The 16150-nt window shown below is 68.7% G+C and carries 13 protein-coding genes; 9 read left to right on the forward strand and 4 right to left on the reverse strand.

What is annotated here, in order from left to right; translation table 11 throughout:
* The first annotated feature begins 4 nt into the window (after positions 1-4).
* The 3 genes from smc (at position 5) to NJQ98_RS03100 (ending at position 5756) form a co-directional block, all read left to right on the forward strand.
* A complete protein-coding gene (smc, locus tag NJQ98_RS03090) occupies positions 5-3589 on the forward strand; it encodes a chromosome segregation protein SMC (protein ID WP_262175546.1) in 3585 nt (1194 codons plus the stop codon).
* Between the two features lie 75 nt (positions 3590-3664).
* The gene (locus tag NJQ98_RS03095) at positions 3665-4603 is read left to right on the forward strand and encodes a segregation and condensation protein A (protein WP_262175548.1); all 939 of its coding nucleotides are present in this window, start codon (positions 3665-3667) and stop codon (positions 4601-4603) included.
* 52 nt (positions 4604-4655) lie between these two features.
* Positions 4656-5756: a site-2 protease family protein gene (locus NJQ98_RS03100; RefSeq protein ID WP_262175549.1), complete on the forward strand. Its 1101-nt coding sequence runs from the start codon at positions 4656-4658 to the stop codon at positions 5754-5756.
* On the opposite strand, the gene NJQ98_RS03105 is transcribed toward NJQ98_RS03100, so the two are convergent.
* The gene (locus NJQ98_RS03105) at positions 5753-6403 is read right to left on the reverse strand and encodes a hypothetical protein (RefSeq protein ID WP_262175551.1); all 651 of its coding nucleotides are present in this window, start codon (positions 6401-6403) and stop codon (positions 5753-5755) included. The genes NJQ98_RS03100 and NJQ98_RS03105 overlap by 4 nt on opposite strands.
* An 80-nt stretch (positions 6404-6483) precedes the next feature.
* On the opposite strand from NJQ98_RS03105, the gene NJQ98_RS03110 reads away from it, so the two are divergent.
* Positions 6484-6759, forward strand: a complete 276-nt coding sequence (locus NJQ98_RS03110) for a hypothetical protein (RefSeq protein WP_262175553.1) — start codon at positions 6484-6486, stop codon at positions 6757-6759.
* Between the two features lie 27 nt (positions 6760-6786).
* On the opposite strand, the gene NJQ98_RS03115 is transcribed toward NJQ98_RS03110, so the two are convergent.
* Positions 6787-7479, reverse strand: coding sequence for a phosphoribosyltransferase (locus tag NJQ98_RS03115; RefSeq protein WP_262175555.1), 693 nt, complete (start codon positions 7477-7479; stop codon positions 6787-6789).
* A 91-nt stretch (positions 7480-7570) separates the two neighbouring features.
* Here NJQ98_RS03115 and NJQ98_RS03120 point away from each other — a divergent pair, with 91 nt between their 5' ends.
* On the forward strand, positions 7571-8476 hold the full coding sequence (locus NJQ98_RS03120; RefSeq protein WP_262175557.1) for a PhzF family phenazine biosynthesis protein: 906 nt from the start codon (positions 7571-7573) through the stop codon (positions 8474-8476).
* A gap of 66 nt (positions 8477-8542) precedes the next feature.
* Complete coding sequence (gene ppsA / locus NJQ98_RS03125; RefSeq protein ID WP_262175560.1) at positions 8543-10849, forward strand: phosphoenolpyruvate synthase; 2307 nt, start codon at positions 8543-8545, stop codon at positions 10847-10849.
* Between the two features lie 17 nt (positions 10850-10866).
* On the opposite strand, the gene NJQ98_RS03130 is transcribed toward ppsA, so the two are convergent.
* Positions 10867-11907, reverse strand: coding sequence for a zinc-binding dehydrogenase (locus NJQ98_RS03130; RefSeq protein ID WP_262175562.1), 1041 nt, complete (start codon positions 11905-11907; stop codon positions 10867-10869).
* A gap of 413 nt (positions 11908-12320) precedes the next feature.
* Here NJQ98_RS03130 and mfnA point away from each other — a divergent pair, with 413 nt between their 5' ends.
* The 3 genes from mfnA (at position 12321) to NJQ98_RS03145 (ending at position 15709) form a co-directional block, all read left to right on the forward strand.
* The gene (mfnA, locus tag NJQ98_RS03135; protein ID WP_262175564.1) at positions 12321-13373 is read left to right on the forward strand and encodes a tyrosine decarboxylase MfnA; all 1053 of its coding nucleotides are present in this window, start codon (positions 12321-12323) and stop codon (positions 13371-13373) included.
* A gap of 294 nt (positions 13374-13667) precedes the next feature.
* Positions 13668-14252, forward strand: coding sequence for a YqaA family protein (locus NJQ98_RS03140; RefSeq protein WP_262175566.1), 585 nt, complete (start codon positions 13668-13670; stop codon positions 14250-14252).
* A gap of 98 nt (positions 14253-14350) precedes the next feature.
* On the forward strand, positions 14351-15709 hold the full coding sequence (locus tag NJQ98_RS03145; protein WP_262175568.1) for an aryl-sulfate sulfotransferase: 1359 nt from the start codon (positions 14351-14353) through the stop codon (positions 15707-15709).
* Between the two features lie 50 nt (positions 15710-15759).
* On the opposite strand, the gene NJQ98_RS03150 is transcribed toward NJQ98_RS03145, so the two are convergent.
* Complete coding sequence (locus NJQ98_RS03150) at positions 15760-16104, reverse strand: tRNA-binding protein (RefSeq protein WP_262175571.1); 345 nt, start codon at positions 16102-16104, stop codon at positions 15760-15762.
* Positions 16105-16150: the final 46 nt, after the last annotated feature.

Raw genomic sequence — 16150 nt, forward strand, 5'->3', positions numbered from 1 at the left:
TCGTATGCACATCAAAGAGCTCGTCCTCGACAACTTCAAGAGCTTCGGGCGGAAGACCCGAATCCCGTTCTACGAGGACTTTACCACTATCTCGGGCCCGAACGGGTCGGGCAAGTCGAACATCATCGACGCCGTCCTCTTCGCGCTCGGGCTGGCCCGCACGTCGGGTATCCGGGCGGAGAAGCTGACAGACCTCATCTACAACCCCGGCCACGCCGACGAGGACGTGGAGTACAGCGGCGAGCGCGAGGCCAGCGTCGAGGTCATCCTCGACAACGCGGACCGCACCGTCTCCCGCGCGCAGGTCGTCAACGCCGCGGGAACCGAGGACGTCGGCGACGTCGACGAGATATCTATCAAACGCCGCGTCAAGGAGACCGAGGACAACTACTACTCCTACTACTACATCAACGGTCGCTCGGTCAATCTCTCTGACATCCAGGACCTGCTGGCACAGGCCGGCGTCACGCCGGAGGGGTACAACGTCGTGATGCAGGGCGACGTGACCGAGATAATCAACATGACCGCCGGCTCCCGGCGGGAGATAATCGACGAGATAGCCGGGGTCGCGCAGTTCGACGCCAAGAAGGCCGACGCCTTCGAGGAGCTCGAGGTCGTCCAGGAACGCATCGACGAGGCCGAGCTCCGCATCGAGGAGAAACAGGACCGGCTCGACCAGCTGGAAGACGAGCGCGAGACCGCCCTCCAGTACCAGGAGCTCCGCGACGAGAAGGAGGAGTACGAGGGCTACCGGAAGGCGGCCGAACTGGAGGACAAGCGCGAGGAACTGGCCGAGACCGAGGCGGAAATCGACGAGCTGGAGAGCGACCTCGCCGAACTCCGGGCGGAGCTCGACAGCCGGCAGGGCAAGGTCGTCCGGCTGGAGGACGAGCTCCACGAGCTCAACAACGAAATCGAGCGCAAGGGCGAGGACGAGCAGCTCGCCATCAAGCGCGACATCGAGGAGATAAAGGGCGACATCTCGCGGCTGGAGGACAAGATAGCCGGCGCGGAGGAGGCCGTCGAGGACGCCGAAAACGAGCGCCGGCAGGCGTTCGTCCAGATAGACCGAAAGCAGGAGACCATCGACGAACTGGAAGGCGACATCCGCGAGACGAAAGTCGAGAAATCGAACGTCAAAGCGGACATCGCGAGCGAGGAGAGCGAGCTCGCCGACGTACAGAGCCGCATCGACGACATCGGCGAGGAGTTCGAGGAGATAAAGGACGAACTGGAGGACAAACGCGAGACGCTCGAGGAAAAGAAGACCGAGCGCAACGACCTCCAGCGCGAGCAGGACCGCCTGCTCGACGAGGCCCGCCGGCGCTCCAACGAGGAAGACGAGAAACGGGAGACCATCGAGGAGCTGGATGCCGGGATTCCCGACCTCGAAGCCGAAATCGAGGACCTGGAGACGGAACTGGAGAAGGCCGAGAAGAACAAGGCGACCATCGGCGAGGTCGTCGACGACCTGCGCGCGGAGAAACGGGAGCTCCAGTCGGACCTCGACGGCCTGGAAGACGAGATAAGCGCGAAACAACAGGAGTACGCCGAACTCGAAGCGAAGGCGGGCCAGGACGGCGACTCCTCGTACGGCCGCGCGGTCACCGCCATCCTGAACGCCGGCCGCGAGGGCGTCCACGGCACCGTCGGCCAACTGGGCGGGGTCGACCCCGAATACGCGACCGCCTGCGAGACCGCCGCCGGCGGCCGCCTCGCCCACGTCGTCGTCGACGACGACGGCGTGGGCCAGTCCTGTATCGAGTACCTCAAGTCGCGCAACGCCGGTCGGGCGACGTTCCTGCCGATTACGCAGATGCAGAACCGCTCGCTGCCGTCGCTGCCGGACGAGGAGGGCGTCATCGACTTCGCGTACAACCTCGTCGACTTCGACCCCGAGTACGCGGGCGTCTTCTCGTACGTGCTGGGCGATACGGTCATCGTCGACCGGATGGAGACCGCCCGCGACCTGATGGGCGACTACCGGATGGTCACCCTGGAGGGCGACCTGGTCGAGAAGAGCGGCGCGATGACCGGGGGGTCCTCCTCGGGCACCCGCTACTCCTTCTCGGGCGGGGCCGGCCAGCTCGAACGGGTCGCGACCCGAATCCAGGAGCTCGAGGACGAACGAGCCGACGTGCGCGAGGAACTGCGGGACGTGGAGGAGCGCCTCGACGACGCCCGCGACCGCGAGTCCGACGCGACCGAGCAGGTCCGTGACATCGAGGCGGACATCGAGCGCAAGCGGGCCGAGCTGGAACAGACCGGCGAACGCATCGACGACCTCGAAGCGGCCATCGAGGAGATAGCTGCCGAACGGGAGTCCGTCGCCGACGAGATGGACGAGCTGGAGGCCGACATCGAAGCGGCCAACGAGACTATCGCCGCCATCGAGGCCGATATCGAGGAACTCGAAGCGGAGGTCCAGGACTCCGAACTGCCGGACCTGACAGACGAACGCGAGGCGATACGGGAGGAGATAGACGCGCTGGAGGACCGCGGGGACGACCTCGACGCGAAGCTCAACGAGTTGCAACTCGAAAAGCAGTACGCCGAGGACGCCATCGAGGAGCTCCACGACGACATCGAGGCCGCCCAGAACCGCAAGGCGGAGAAGGAAGAGCGCATCGCCGAGCTGGAGACACAGGTCGAGGAGAAACGCGAGCTGAAGGCCGAGAAAGAGCAGGCGGTCGAGGAGCTCGAAAGCGAGCTCGCCGAGCTCAAAGGCGAGCGCGAGGAGCTGCGCGAGGAGCTCCAGGCGGCCAAGGAGGCCCGCGACGAGCAGCAGGCGAAGGTCACCGACGTCGAGCGCGACCTCGACGACGAGCGCGAGGACAGCGAGCGCCTGGAGTGGGAGATAGACGAACTCGAAGCGCAGGTCGGCGACTACGACCCCGAGGACGTCCCCGACCACGAGACCGTCGAGTCAGAAATCGAGCGCCTGACCGGCGAGATGGAGGCGCTGGAGCCGGTCAACATGCGCGCCATCGAGGAGTACGACCGGGTGGCCGACGAGCTGGCCGACCTGGAGGACAAGAAGGGGACCCTGGTCGAGGAGGCCGACGGGATACGGGACCGCATCGACAGCTACGAACAGAAGAAGAAGGCGACGTTCATGGACGCCTTCGACGAGATCAACGAGCAGTTCCAGAACATCTTCGAGCGGCTCTCGAACGGCACCGGCCACCTCCATCTGGAGAACGAGGACGACCCCTTCGAGGGCGGTCTGACGATGAAGGCCCAGCCCGGCGACAAGCCCATCCAGCGGCTGGCGGCGATGTCCGGCGGCGAGAAGTCGCTGACGGCGCTCGCCTTTATCTTCGCCATCCAACGGCACAACCCCGCGCCGTTCTACGCCCTGGACGAGATAGACGCCTTCCTCGACGCGAAAAACGCCGACCTCGTGGGCGAACTCGTCGACGAGCTCGCCGGCGACGCCCAGTTCGTCGTCGTCTCGCACCGCTCTGCCATGCTGGAGCGGTCCGAGCGGGCCATCGGCGTGATGATGCAGGGCGACAACGTCTCGGCCGTGACCGGTATCGACCTCTCCGAGGAGGAGCCGGACGAGGAGGTGCCCGCGGATGACTAGCGGGGCGCCGGCGGAGCGCCGCGCCGGGGGCGCCTCGGGAACGCGTGGGGGCGACACGACCCGGAGGCGTGTGCCATGACGGACGACGTTCCGCTCGATATCACGGGCCACGACGACAGGGAGCCGCCGGGCGACCGGTCCGACATGGACCTACTGACCGGCGACGCGGGAGTCGACGACGGCGCCGAGGTGGCCGGGACCCCGGAGTCCGACGCCGACGGCGAGCCGGAGACGGCCGACGACGCCCCGGTCGAGGTGCTGGTGCAACTCGCGGACGACGGCGAGATAGACCCGTGGGACATCGACGTGGTGCAGGTCACGGACAAGTTCCTCGACGCCATCGACGGGAGCGACCTGCGCACGTCCGGTCGGGCGCTGTTTTACGCCTCCGTGCTGGTGCGGATGAAGAGCGACGCGATGCTCGGGGCCGACGAGCCGGCGGAGGAGACCGTCGAGCCCTGGGAGCGGGCGATGTCCGGCGACGACCCCATCGAGGAGCCCGACCCCTTCGCGGCCCTGGAGTCGGAGATGGATCGCCGGCTGGAGCGCCGGCGGGCCCGCGGGATGCCACAGACTCTGGACGAACTCGTCCGGGACCTACGGGAGGCCGAGCGGGACAACTGGTGGAAGGAGTCCCGCGAGTACGACACCAGCGGTTCGCCGAAGGGGTTCCAGCGGGGCACCCAGGAACTGGACTACCGCGGGGCCGACGACATGCGGCTGGACGACGAGCCCTCCGCCGCGGACGTGACCGGCACCGCCCACGGCGAGCAGATAGACGACACCATCGAGGACGTCTACGCCGCCGTCCGCGAGCAGTACGACCAGGGCCGCGAGGAAGTGCTCTACCGCGAGGTCGAGTCGGCGGGCGGCTCCCGCGTCGAGACGTTCCTGGGCCTGCTCTTTCTGGCCCATCGGGGCCGCGTCGTCCTCCAGCAGGACGACCTCTTTGGCGACCTCTGGATTCAGGACCCCAGCGCCGCCACCGGCTCCGGGGAAGCCATCGCGGACTAGCCGACTCGGACCGCAAACAGGTTCAAAACGCTCGCCGCCCTACGTGTCGGTGATGAGTCAGGAGTCGGCTCAGTCACCGCCGGGTCCCGAGCGCCTCGCCGACGTCTTCAGCGTCCGTGATATCGACCTCGCGGAGGGGGACATCCGGTACTACGGCGACCCGGTGACCGACGCCGCCCAGGTCGTTCGGCAGGTCGGTCCCACCTTCCGACAGCACGGCTACCGCGTGCGCCTGCAAAGCGAGGCCGGCGAGCACGTGCTGGTGGCGACCGAGCGGTCGCTGGGCGTCGACGGGGTCCCGTGGCTCAACGTCGCGCTCGCGGCGGCGACGCTGCTCTCGACGCTGTACGCGGGGACGCGGTGGTACGGGCTCTCGGTGGTCACAGAGCCGGCGGCCATCCTGCGGGCGTGGCCCTTCGCGGCCGCCGTCATGGGCATCCTCGCGGTCCACGAGTTCGGCCACTACGCCCTCTCGCGGTACCACGAGGTCCAGGCCAGTCTGCCCTACTTCATCCCGCTGCCGTTCAACGTCATCGGGACCCTGGGCGCGGTCATCCGGATGCAGGACAACATCCCCGACCGGCGGGCGCTGTTCGACATCGGCGTCGCCGGGCCGCTCGCGGGGCTCGTCGCGACCGTCGCCGTCACGGCCGTCGGCGTGACGCTCGACCCGATATACGTCGCCGGCGGCCTCATCGCCAGAATCGAACTGGGGTATCCGCCGCTGATACAGGGCATCGCCGCCCTGCTCGGCGAGCCGCTCACCTACGAGGACCCCAACCTGTTGCCCAACCCGGTGGTCATCGGCGGCTGGGTCGGCGCCTTCGTCACCTTTCTCAACCTCATCCCGGTCGGGCAACTCGACGGGGCCCACATCAGCCGCTCGCTGGTCGGCGAGCGCATGGACGCCGTCCAGCTCGTCGTGCCGCTCCTCCTCTTCGGGCTGGCAGGCTATCTCGTCGCCTTCGAGGGCGGCCGGGCCGCCCCACTGTGGGGGTTCTGGGGCATCATCGCGCTTGTCTTCTCCAGAGCGGGCACGGCCACGCCGCTCGTCGAGACGCCGCTTGGCCCCGGTCGCCGGGCGCTGGGCGTCCTGACGCTCGTCCTCGGCGCGCTCTGTTTCGTACCGGTCCCGATTACCATCTCCGTCTAGATGCCGTAGGGGTCGTACTCCGGCCGGCTATCGGCGTCGGGGTCGATGTCGTAGGCGGCGTAGAACTCCTCGCGCAGCCGGTCACCGGCCGCGCTGAAGAAGACGACAGCGCCGAAGGGCCGGGAGTAGCGGTCGGCGTCCGGCCGGTCCGGGTCGACGAAGAGCGCGTCGGTCACCGGCTCGCCGACCGACGAAAGCTCGCCGAGCCGCCCCTCCATCGGGACCAGCCCGGTGAGGACGCTGGGGACGAACGCGCCGCCGGGCAGCGGCGCTCGGGGCTGGACCGCGAGCTCGGCGACCGGCTCGCCTTCCGACTCCAGGACGGTCGTCGACGGTCGCTCCTGGCCGTCGGTCCACAGCTCCTCGGCGACGGCCGGCGGGTCGGCGCCGACGGCGAAGGCCATCCGGACCCCGCCGACGCGCTCGACCGACTGGATGGACCACGCCTCGTCGGGGTCGTCGGCGTCGCCGCCGAGCGTCGCCTCGACGAGGTCGCCGGTCCGGAGCGCGTCGATGTCATCCTGCCGGTCACCGTAGCCCGACTGGTAGGCGGTGTAGAGTCGCGTCCCCTCGGTGTCGAACAGGTTGATGTGGGGAACCGACTCGACGACGCGGTACACCCGGAACCGGCCCGCGTGTGTTTCCATGCCCGGCCCGAGGGGCTCGGGCGTGAAGACTCCGTGGGTCGGGGGAAACAAACAGATAGGTGGGACTGTTACCCGTCTGTATGAGCCAGCGTACGGGGTTGCCGGAACCGGACGCCGAGGAGCTACAGGCCGCCGTCGAGCGCCTGCTCGACGAGACGGTCGACCGCGAGGACTCCCTCGACGTCGCGGTCGAGGACCTCGAAGTCGACATTCCGATTTACTTCGGCGAGGACTCCCCGCGGGCGAAGTGGCGGTTCAACGGCGACGTCACCGTCACGTTCGACGGGGTTCGCGGCCCGCTGCGGGAGTGGTTCGACCTCCACGGCGAACGGCCCGAGGGGCCGGACCGGGACTGAGACCGCCGATTGCGTCGACCGGCCGTCTCAGTCGAGGAGTCGCCACCCGCCGTCGGTCGCCGCCGCCTGGTCCCGACGGACCATCTCGGCCATGACCTCCCCGAGCCGGTCGGGCTGTGCTATCTCCAGCGACGTGGGGTTCAGGTCGTGGTACGACCGCAGGAGCGACCGGATGTCGGCGATCGAGTGGCGCTCCTGGTCGCTCTTTTCCATGACGCCGGAGACGAGTTCCGTCATGTCCTCGATGAAGTTCCACGGGTAGACGACCCACGTCCACTCGTCCAGCCGCTCGCCGACGAAGTCCGGCTCGTGGTCGCTGGTGTCGAGCAACTGCAGCGTCGCCGTCCGCACGCTCGCCGGGTTCCGGTCGGCGACGCAGCCGGCGGCGGTCTGGAGCGACTGGCCCGTGTCGGCGATGTCGTCGACGACGAGCACGTCCTTGCCCTCGACCGCGCCGTCGGCCAGGGGGTAGCGGACCTCGGGCTCGTCGCTCTGCTGTGCGGTGCCGACGTAGTGTTCTATCTTCAGGCTCGCGAGGTCGTCGAGGCCCAGGAAGTCACAGAGACAGCGGCCGGCGAACCAGCCGCCCCGGGCCAGCGCGACGACCACGTCGGGTTCGAACTCGGCCGCTTTCACCTCGTCGGCCACGTCGCGACAGAGGTCGTAGATGTACTCCCAGTTCGTGACGGTGCAGGGAAACTCCGCCGGTAACTCGCCCATATCTGGACAGACGGGCCCGGAGGCTTAACGGTTTCATCACGGGGTCGCCGTTCCAGCAACTGTTATCCGGGGGCTGGCACAACAGGTGGCCATGGACACACGGGACGTGTTACTCGCCAACGGGTTCGCCGTGGAGCCGATGGCCGGGGCGCCGGCGGGGCTCGTGCTGGAGGCCGACGGACTGAGCGACGACCAGATGGCGGCCATCGCGGGGGAACTGGGCGCGAGCGCGACGGCGTTCGTCCGCGAGAGCGACCGGGCCGACCGGCGACTGCGGTTTTTCGCGCCGACCGGCGAGCTCGACCGGAGCGACCACGCGACCGTCGCCGCCTACGGCGCACTGTTCGAACGGGGCGAACTCGACGCGGGCGAGTACGCGATGGAGACCGTCGGGCGGACCCGCGACGTGGAGGTGAAGCCCGACGGGACGGTGTGGGTCGAGCAGGGCGAGGCCGACATCCGAACGGTCTCGCTCGACTACGACGAGGTGGCCGACGCGCTGGGTATCGACGCGGCGACCCTGCGGGACGTGGGCGCGGACATGCCGCTGGCCGTCGCCGACACCGGCGAGCCGTGGCTGCTGGTTCCGGTCAACTACTTCGAGCACGTCAGCCGCGTCGAGGCGGACCTGCCGGCCATTCGGGCGCTGTGTGACCGCGTCGACGCGGTGGGACTGTACGCCTTCACCTTCGACACCATCGCCGGCGAGGCGACGCTGCACGGCCGCGGGTTCGCGCCCTCTCGCGCCGTCGGCGAGGTGCCCGTCACCGGCGCCGCCGCCGGCGCCTGTGGGGCCTACGTCCGCCGCGAGGGCGCGCTCGACGACACCATCGACCAGATAGTCGTCGAGGGGGGTCACTTCCTCGACAGGCCCGGCACGGTCAGGGTCGACACCGACGGGCTGGAGGCGTGGGTCGGCGGGCGAGCGGTGACCACGATGGACGGGTCGCTGACCATCCCCGAGGCCGACGGCGACGACGACATCATCGAGGTCTAGCTGCTCTTTACCGACCGGTAGACCGCAAGGAACATAATAGTAGTTAATTAAAGAACGGATGAGTCCATGCACACACTGTGGCTCGCGGAGATCGGAGCCGACGACCTCGACCGGGTCGGCGGCAAGGCAGCATCCCTGGGAGAACTGGCCGGCGCTGGGTTGCCGGTCCCGTCGGCGTTCGTCGTCTCTGCCGGGACGTACCGGGCGTTCATCGAGGATACCGGCATCGCCGAGGCGCTGTTCGACGCAGTCGACGTCGACAGCGACGACTCGACGGCGCTCGCAGGGGCGGCCGAGCGCGCTCAGGAGCTGATTCTCGAAACGGAGGTCCCGCCGGCGGTACGCGAGGACGTGCTCGCGGCCTACGACGAGATGGGGGACGGCCCCGTCGCCGTGCGGTCCTCGGCGACGGCGGAGGACCTCCCCGACGCCTCCTTCGCCGGCCAGCAGGACACGTATCTCAACGTCGAGCGTCCGGACCTGCTCGACCGGGTCAAGGAGTGCTGGGCGTCGCTTTTCACCCAGCGGGCCATCTACTACCGCAACGAGCAGGAGTTCGCACACGACGCCGTCGACATCGCCGTCGTCGTCCAGGAGATGGTCGACGCCGAGAAGTCGGGCGTCCTCTTCACCAGCCACCCCTCGACCGGCGAGCCGACGACCATCGTCGAGGCCGCCTGGGGGCTGGGCGAGGCCGTCGTCTCCGGGACCGTCTCCCCCGACAACTACGTCATCGACCGTGAGAGCGGCGAGGTGACGGAGGTGTCGGTGGCCGAAAAGCGGGTGATGTGCGTCCGCGGCGAGGACGGGCAGACGGTCGAGCGGTCGGTTCCCGACGAGAAACGCGACGCGCAGGTCCTCGACGAGGACGAGCTCGGCCGGTTACTCGAACTGGGCGAGCGGGTCGAGGCCCACTACGGCTCCCCACAGGACGTGGAGTGGGCCATCTACGACGGCGAGCTCTACCTGCTGCAGTCCCGGCCCATCACGACCATCGACGACCCGGTCGAGGCCGCGGGAAGCGCCGCGTCGGCTGACGGCGGCGCCATGGAGGGCCAGAGCGACGATGTCCGGCTCTCGGGTATCGGCTCCAGTCCCGGCACGGCGACCGGGGCGGTCCGCGTCGTCGACAAGCTGGACAACCTCGACAAGGTCGAGGACGGCGACGTCATCGTCACGGAGATGACCACGCCCGACATGGTGCCGGCGATGAAGCGCGCGGCGGGGCTGGTCACCGACCAGGGCGGGATGACGAGCCACGCCGCCATCGTCTCCCGCGAACTCGGCGTCCCCGCCGTGGTCGGCACCGACGACGCCACCGACCGGCTCCGGGACGGCCAGACCGTCACCATCGACGGCGACATGGGTACGGTCCAGGTCGGCGAACACGAGGGGGCGACCGACGAGTCGGGCGGCGGAGCGACGGGCGCGTCGTCGCCAGACGCGCGTGCCGCGCCGACGGACTCCCAGCACTCGCCGGTCAAGCCGATGACCGGTACCGAGGTGAAGGTCAACGTCTCCATCCCCGAGGCGGCCGAGCGGGCCGCGGCGACCGGCGCCGACGGCGTGGGCCTGTTGCGCATGGAGCACATGATTCTCTCGACGGACAAGACGCCGGCCCGCTACGTGGAAGACCACGGCGAGCGGGCCTACGTCGACGAGATAGTCGAGGGCGTTCGCGGGGTCGCCGAGGCCTTTTACCCCCGACCGGTGCGGGTCCGCACGCTCGATGCGCCCTCCGACGAGTTCCGACAGCTCCAGGGCGGCGAGGACGAGCCGGCCGAGCACAACCCGATGCTGGGCTACCGCGGCGTCCGCCGCTCGCTGGACCGGCCCGACGAGTTCGAACTCGAACTGCGCGCGTTCGCCCGGCTGTACGAACTGGGCTACGACAACGTCGAGCTAATGCTCCCGCTCGTGACAGACGCCGAGGACGCGCTGCGGGCGAAGTCGCTGATGGAGGCGGCGGGCATCGACCCCGAGAAACGGAACTGGGGCGTGATGGTCGAGACCCCCGCGAGTGCGCTCGGCATCGAGGCGCTCTGCGAGGCGGGCATCGACTTCGCCTCCTTCGGGACGAACGACCTCACGCAGTACACCCTCGCCGTCGACCGCAACAACACGAACGTCGCGGACCGGTTCGACGAGCTCCACCCCGCCGTCCTGGAGCTGATGGGGCAGGTCGTCGCCACCTGCCGCGACCACGGCGTGGCGACGAGCATCTGCGGGCAGGCGGCCTCGAAACCCGAGATGGTCAAGTTCCTCGTCGACGAGGGCGTCAGCTCCATCTCGGCGAACATCGACGCGGTGCGGGACGTCCAACACGAGGTCAAGCGGGTCGAACAGCGGCTACTGCTCGAATCGGTGCGCTGAACGGGCCGCTCGACCCGTTACAGTTCGCTGTCGGGCACGACGACGACCTTTCCGAAGCCCTCGCGCTCCTCGATGAGCCGGTGTGCCTCGGCGATGTCGCTCATCGGGAGCGTCTCGCGGATGCGCGGCTCGAAGGTCCCGTCCCACACCAGTTCGAGCGCCTCCTCAGCCTGTCCGTGGGTCGCCATCGTCGAGCCGATGACCTGTAGCTGGTTCCAGAAGATGCGGTTGATGTCCGTCTCCGGCGTCCCGCCGGTCGTCGCCCCGCAGGTGACGACGCGGCCGCCCTTCACGAGGCTCTTGAGCGAGTCCTGCCAGGTCTGGGCGCCGATGTGGTCGACCACCATGTCGACGCCGCGGCCGTCGGTCAGCGACCGGACCTCGCTCGCGAAGTCGTCCTCCTCGTAGTTGATGGTGTGGTCGGCGCCCAGCTCCGCCGCGTAGGTGAGCTTCTCGTCGGTACTCGCCGTCGCGAACACCTCCGCGCCGGCCTCGGCGGCCACCTGTACCGCCGCGTGGCCGACCCCGCCCGACGCCCCGAGCACGAGCACCGACTCGCCGACCTGTAACTCGCCGCGGTCACGGAGCATCCGCCAGGCGGTCTGGAAGACGAGCGGCGCGGCGGCGGCCGTCTCCCAGTCGACCCCCTCCGGGACGGGCGTGAGGTTCGCCTCGGGGACGGCGGCGAACTCGCTGTGGACCCCTCTGACGTGTTCGCCGATGATGTGGTAGTCCGGGGCGAGCGTCGGGTCCCCCTTGCGGCTGAACTCGTCATCGCCGCCGCTCGTGCCGGCCAGCAGCGCGACGCGGTCGCCGGGTTCGAACCGCGTGACCTCGTGGCCGACTTCCGTTACGACCCCGGCCGCGTCACTCCCCGGAACGTGTGGCATTTCGAGGTCCATTCCCGGCAGGCCGCGCCGCGTGTGGATGTCGAGGTGGTTCAGCGAGGCCGCCTTGACGTCGACCAGCGCCTCCCGAGGGCCACACTCCGGGTCGGGGAACTCGTCGTAGGTGAGCACGTCTCTGCCGCCGTGGGCGTCGAACTGAACTGCGTGCATCGTCTAAATATCCCGCCCCATCCTGTTATATCCGCTCACCGCGGCGACACACTCCGCTGTCGGCGCGCCGCCCGTGCTTGGTCCCACCTCGCCCACTACCCCTCGGGACCGACGCCCGCCTCGCGCATGTACTCGTCGAGTTTCTCGGCGAGCGCCGCCGCGAACGCCTCGTCGTTGATGTCCTCCTCGTGCGTGAACGCTATGTGTTAGCGTACCGAAAGTATACGCTTCAGATTTTCCCGACCGATGAGTATCGTTCGGCGGGGCGCTCGATACGGAGCACTGGACCGCCTTCGAGTCCCTCGTCTCCCGCCGGGCGAAAGCGACGAAGAATATCGGCCCCTCAGACGGGTGACCGCTCGACCCCGGGGAGCAAAACGGCTAAACCGGTCGCCCACTACGTATCGGACAGGATGCAACAGCGGGCCGAGCCACAGGATTTCGAACGGGTCCTCTCGTCGATGTGTACCGACCCCCACCCGGCGGCCCGCGAGGCGGCCGAGCGGTTCCTGGCGACGAACCCCGGCGACCCGGGGACCTACGAGACCGTCGCCGACCTCGAACGGGAGGCGGTCGACGCGCTGGGCGAACTCACGGGTCTGACAGACCCGGCGGGCTACGTCGCCTCCGGCGGGACGGAGGCGAACATCCAGGCGCTCCGCATCGCTCGCAACCGGGCCGACACCGACGACCCCAACGTCGTCGCGCCGGTCCACGCCCACTTCTCCTTCACCAAGGCGGCGGACGTACTCGACCTCGAACTCCGGACCGCGCCCGCCGACGAGTACCGCGCGAACACCGACGCCGTGGCCGAGCTGATAGACGACGACACCGTCTGTGTGGTCGGCGTCGCCGGCTCGACGGAGTACGGCTTCGTCGACCCGATTCCCGCGCTTGCCGACCTCGCGAGCGAAGTCGACGCGCTCTGTCACGTCGACGCCGCCTGGGGCGGCTTCTACCTCCCCTTTACCGACCACGACTGGCACTTCGGCCACGCCGCCGTCGACACGATGACTATCGACCCCCACAAGGTCGGCCAGGCCGCGGTTCCCGCCGGCGGGCTACTCGCCCGTGAGGAGACGCTGCTGGACGAGCTGGCCGTGGAGACCCCCTACCTCGAATCGACGAGCCAGCTCACGCTCACCGGCACGCGCTCGGGCGCCGGCGTCGCCTCGGCCGTCGCCGCGATGGACGCACTCTGGCCCGAGGGTTATCGCGAGCAGTACGAGCGCTCGATGGACAACGCCGAGTGGCTGGCCGACCAGCTGCGCAGTCGGGGCCACGACGTGGTCGGGCCGGAACTCCCGCTCGTGGCCGCCGACCTCTCCGTGCCGATGACCGACGAACTCCGCGAGCGGGGCTGGCGCGTCTCCAAGACCGGCAACGGCGAGATGCGTGTGGTCTGTATGCCCCACGTGACGCGGTCGATGCTGCGGTCGTTCGTGGCGGACCTGGACTGGTACTGATATCCGTACACAGTGACGCGCGGTTCACGCGAATCGCGACGCGATTCGCGCTTTTTCACGCACGTTTTTCGAGGAGCGGTCGCCCCGGCGACCCGACGATGAAAAAGGTGCTGTCCCAGGTGACGCGGTCGATGCTGCGGTCGTTCGTGGCGGACCTAGACTGGTACTGATTCCGCATGAAGCGACGCGCGGTTCACGGTCCCGAGCGGCGTGAGAGACGCCTTTCGACCGCCTCGATATCGCTCCGGAGCGAACATATCAAGCTTTAGTACCCGCTGTTTGCTAACGAGTCGTGTGAGTTTCCCCCTCCCGTATCCGTTGCCCGTCGCCTTCCTGAGCGAGTGTGGGACCGCCGACGGCTCGCTCGCCCTCCTTGAACAGGCCGTCTGTACGGCGACCGGACCGACGGGACTGGGTATCATCGCCGTCTACTCCTTTCTCATCGCCTTCATCCTGCCCCTGCCCAGCGAGGTCGTCCTCGTCCCGGCCGAGACGCTCCGGCTGGGGCTGTCGACGAACGGGAACCTCGCCGCCATCATCCTCTTCAGCGCCTTCGGCAAGGCGCTCGGGAGCCTCTTCGCGTTCCACATCGGCCAGGAGGCAAAGGAGTACGGGCCGCTGGTCCGGCGAATCAAGGAGTCGCGGTTCGACCTCATCGAGTGGTCCGAGCGCAAGACCGTCCAGATAGCGAAGAAGTACGGCTACGTCGGGCTCGCGCTGGCCCTGTGTGTGCCCTTCTTCCCCGACACCCTCTCCATCTACGCTTTCACCGTCTTAGAGGAGGACTACTTCCGGTTTGGCGCGGCGACCTTCTTCGGTAGCGCGGGCCGCCTGCTGGTGACGCTCGGGCTGGCCGGCGGGACGCTGGCGCTGCTGTAGCGCTATCGCTGGCAACATTTAATAGGCCGTCATCGCTGGAACCGGTATGCATCGCTGTGTCGCCGATGCCGCCGACCACTGTTGGGAGCCCCGATAGCATGCGACGACGGACGCTGCTTCGAGCGGGGTTTGCCGCCGTGATACTCGTCGCTTCGGTGACGCTGTTGGTCTCCTGGGTCCAGACGCCGCCGGACGCCGCCGCGGCGGCGGCGAACCAGACCGAAACGCCGCTGTCCGAGCGCGAGTCGGTGGTCCCGGAGCGGCCGAACGCCACCGTGGTGACGACGGACCCGCCCGGGGGCAACAGCGGGACCGCCGCCATCGTCGCCTTCACCGACGACGGCCGGACGCTGTATCACAACGACACGTACGGGAACTACTTCGACGTGGACCCGGACCCGCCCGGGTCCCGGACTGTCCTCTACGTCGCGGGGTCCCGGTACGACGACTGCCCCGACGCGCTCGCCGCCCGGGGGAACGGCTCGTACGAGGACGGTTGTGCGAAGGTAGTCATCGAACGCGCCAACCTCACCACCGGCGAGACCGAGCGAATCCACACGGCGGTGACGGCGTGGGACATCTGGCACGACGTGGACCGCCTGAGCGAGGACCGGCTCGTCGTGGCCGACATCGCACAGGACCGCGTGTTCACGCTCAACACCACGACCGGCGCCGTCGAGTGGGAGTGGCGCGCCGACGAGGACTTCGACCGCGGGGAGAGCGGCGGCCAGCCGGGCGACTGGACCCACGTCAACGACGTGGAGATACTGGACGACGGCCGCGTCATGGCGAGTCTCCGCAACCACGACAGGGTCGTCTTCATCGAGCCCGGTAGCGGCGTCCAGCACAACTGGACGCTCGGCGCCGAGGACGCCTACGGTATCCTCTACGAGCAACACACCCCCGACTACATCCCCGAAGCCCGGGGCGGCCCGGCCGTCGTCGTCTCCGACTCGGAGAACAACCGGGTCGTCGAGTACCAGCGCGTCGACGGCCAGTGGCGACAGGCGTGGACGTGGAGCGACGACCAGCTCCGCTGGGCCCGCGACGCGGACCGGCTTCCCGACGGTCACACCCTGGTGACGGACTCACAGGGCGACCGGGTGCTCGAAGTCGACGTTGACGGCGACGTCGTCTGGAGCATCTCCGTTCCGACCCCCTACGAGGCCGAGCGTCTCGGAACGGGCGACGAGAGCGCGGGCGGGCGGAGCCGGCAGGCACTGACCAACGGGACCGGCGGCGGCTCGGCGACCGGGGAGCAGACGACCGGGCTCGCCTGGGTCGTCGCCTTCGTCACTGGCCCCGCGGTCAACGGACTGCTGTACGTCGCGCCCGGGTGGATGCGCTTTGGCGACCTGCTGGTCGCGCTGGGGCTCGCCGGCGCGGCGCTCTCCTGGCTCCTCGCGGAGCTGTACTGGCGCGAGACACACCGGCGGCTGGTCGCGAGAGTGCGCTGAGGGGCCGACCCGACCAACAGCGACGCTCGCCGTCAGTCCACCGTAGCGGCTCAGTAGACCCGCGTTCCCAGCGGTACGTCCCGCTCGGTCGTCAGGTGGACCACGCCGTCGTCGCCGTCGACGCCGGTGACGAGACACTCGCTCTCGAAGCCGGCGACGGTGACGGTCCCCAGGTTCACGACGGCGATGACCTGGTTGCCGACGAGTTCCTCGCGGTCGTACACGTCGGTCAGCCCGGCCGCCGACTGGAGCGTCTGGTCGCCGAAGTCGACGGTCAGTTTGTACACGTCCTTGCGTGCCTCCGGGAACGGTTCAGCGTCGACTATCTCGCCGACGCGCATCTCGACGTCCTCAAGAAACGCCGCGGGGTCGATTCGGTCCTCGCTGAATCCCATGGTTCCGTCTCCGTGTCCACGGGCCTAAGGGCTGTGTCTCCGACGC

It is taken from the genome of Haloarcula laminariae (genome assembly GCF_025457605.1).
In the GTDB taxonomy this organism is placed as follows: domain Archaea; phylum Halobacteriota; class Halobacteria; order Halobacteriales; family Haloarculaceae; genus Haloarcula; species Haloarcula laminariae.

What these genes read in the sequence shown, in the direction of transcription:
- NJQ98_RS03130 (WP_262175562.1), bottom strand. Translation starts at nt 11,907, where the DNA reads ATGCACGCAGTTCAGTTCGACGCCCACGGCGGCAGAGACGTGCTCACC.
- NJQ98_RS03115 (WP_262175555.1), bottom strand. Translation starts at nt 7,479, where the DNA reads ATGGGCGAGTTACCGGCGGAGTTTCCCTGCACCGTCACGAACTGGGAG.
- NJQ98_RS03110 (WP_262175553.1), top strand. Translation starts at nt 6,484, where the DNA reads ATGAGCCAGCGTACGGGGTTGCCGGAACCGGACGCCGAGGAGCTACAG.
- mfnA (WP_262175564.1), top strand. Translation starts at nt 12,321, where the DNA reads ATGCAACAGCGGGCCGAGCCACAGGATTTCGAACGGGTCCTCTCGTCG.
- NJQ98_RS03120 (WP_262175557.1), top strand. Translation starts at nt 7,571, where the DNA reads ATGGACACACGGGACGTGTTACTCGCCAACGGGTTCGCCGTGGAGCCG.
- NJQ98_RS03105 (WP_262175551.1), bottom strand. Translation starts at nt 6,403, where the DNA reads ATGGAAACACACGCGGGCCGGTTCCGGGTGTACCGCGTCGTCGAGTCG.
- NJQ98_RS03150 (WP_262175571.1), bottom strand. Translation starts at nt 16,104, where the DNA reads ATGGGATTCAGCGAGGACCGAATCGACCCCGCGGCGTTTCTTGAGGAC.
- NJQ98_RS03100 (WP_262175549.1), top strand. Translation starts at nt 4,656, where the DNA reads ATGAGTCAGGAGTCGGCTCAGTCACCGCCGGGTCCCGAGCGCCTCGCC.
- ppsA (WP_262175560.1), top strand. Translation starts at nt 8,543, where the DNA reads ATGCACACACTGTGGCTCGCGGAGATCGGAGCCGACGACCTCGACCGG.
- NJQ98_RS03095 (WP_262175548.1), top strand. Translation starts at nt 3,665, where the DNA reads ATGACGGACGACGTTCCGCTCGATATCACGGGCCACGACGACAGGGAG.
- smc (WP_262175546.1), top strand. Translation starts at nt 5, where the DNA reads ATGCACATCAAAGAGCTCGTCCTCGACAACTTCAAGAGCTTCGGGCGG.
- NJQ98_RS03145 (WP_262175568.1), top strand. Translation starts at nt 14,351, where the DNA reads ATGCGACGACGGACGCTGCTTCGAGCGGGGTTTGCCGCCGTGATACTC.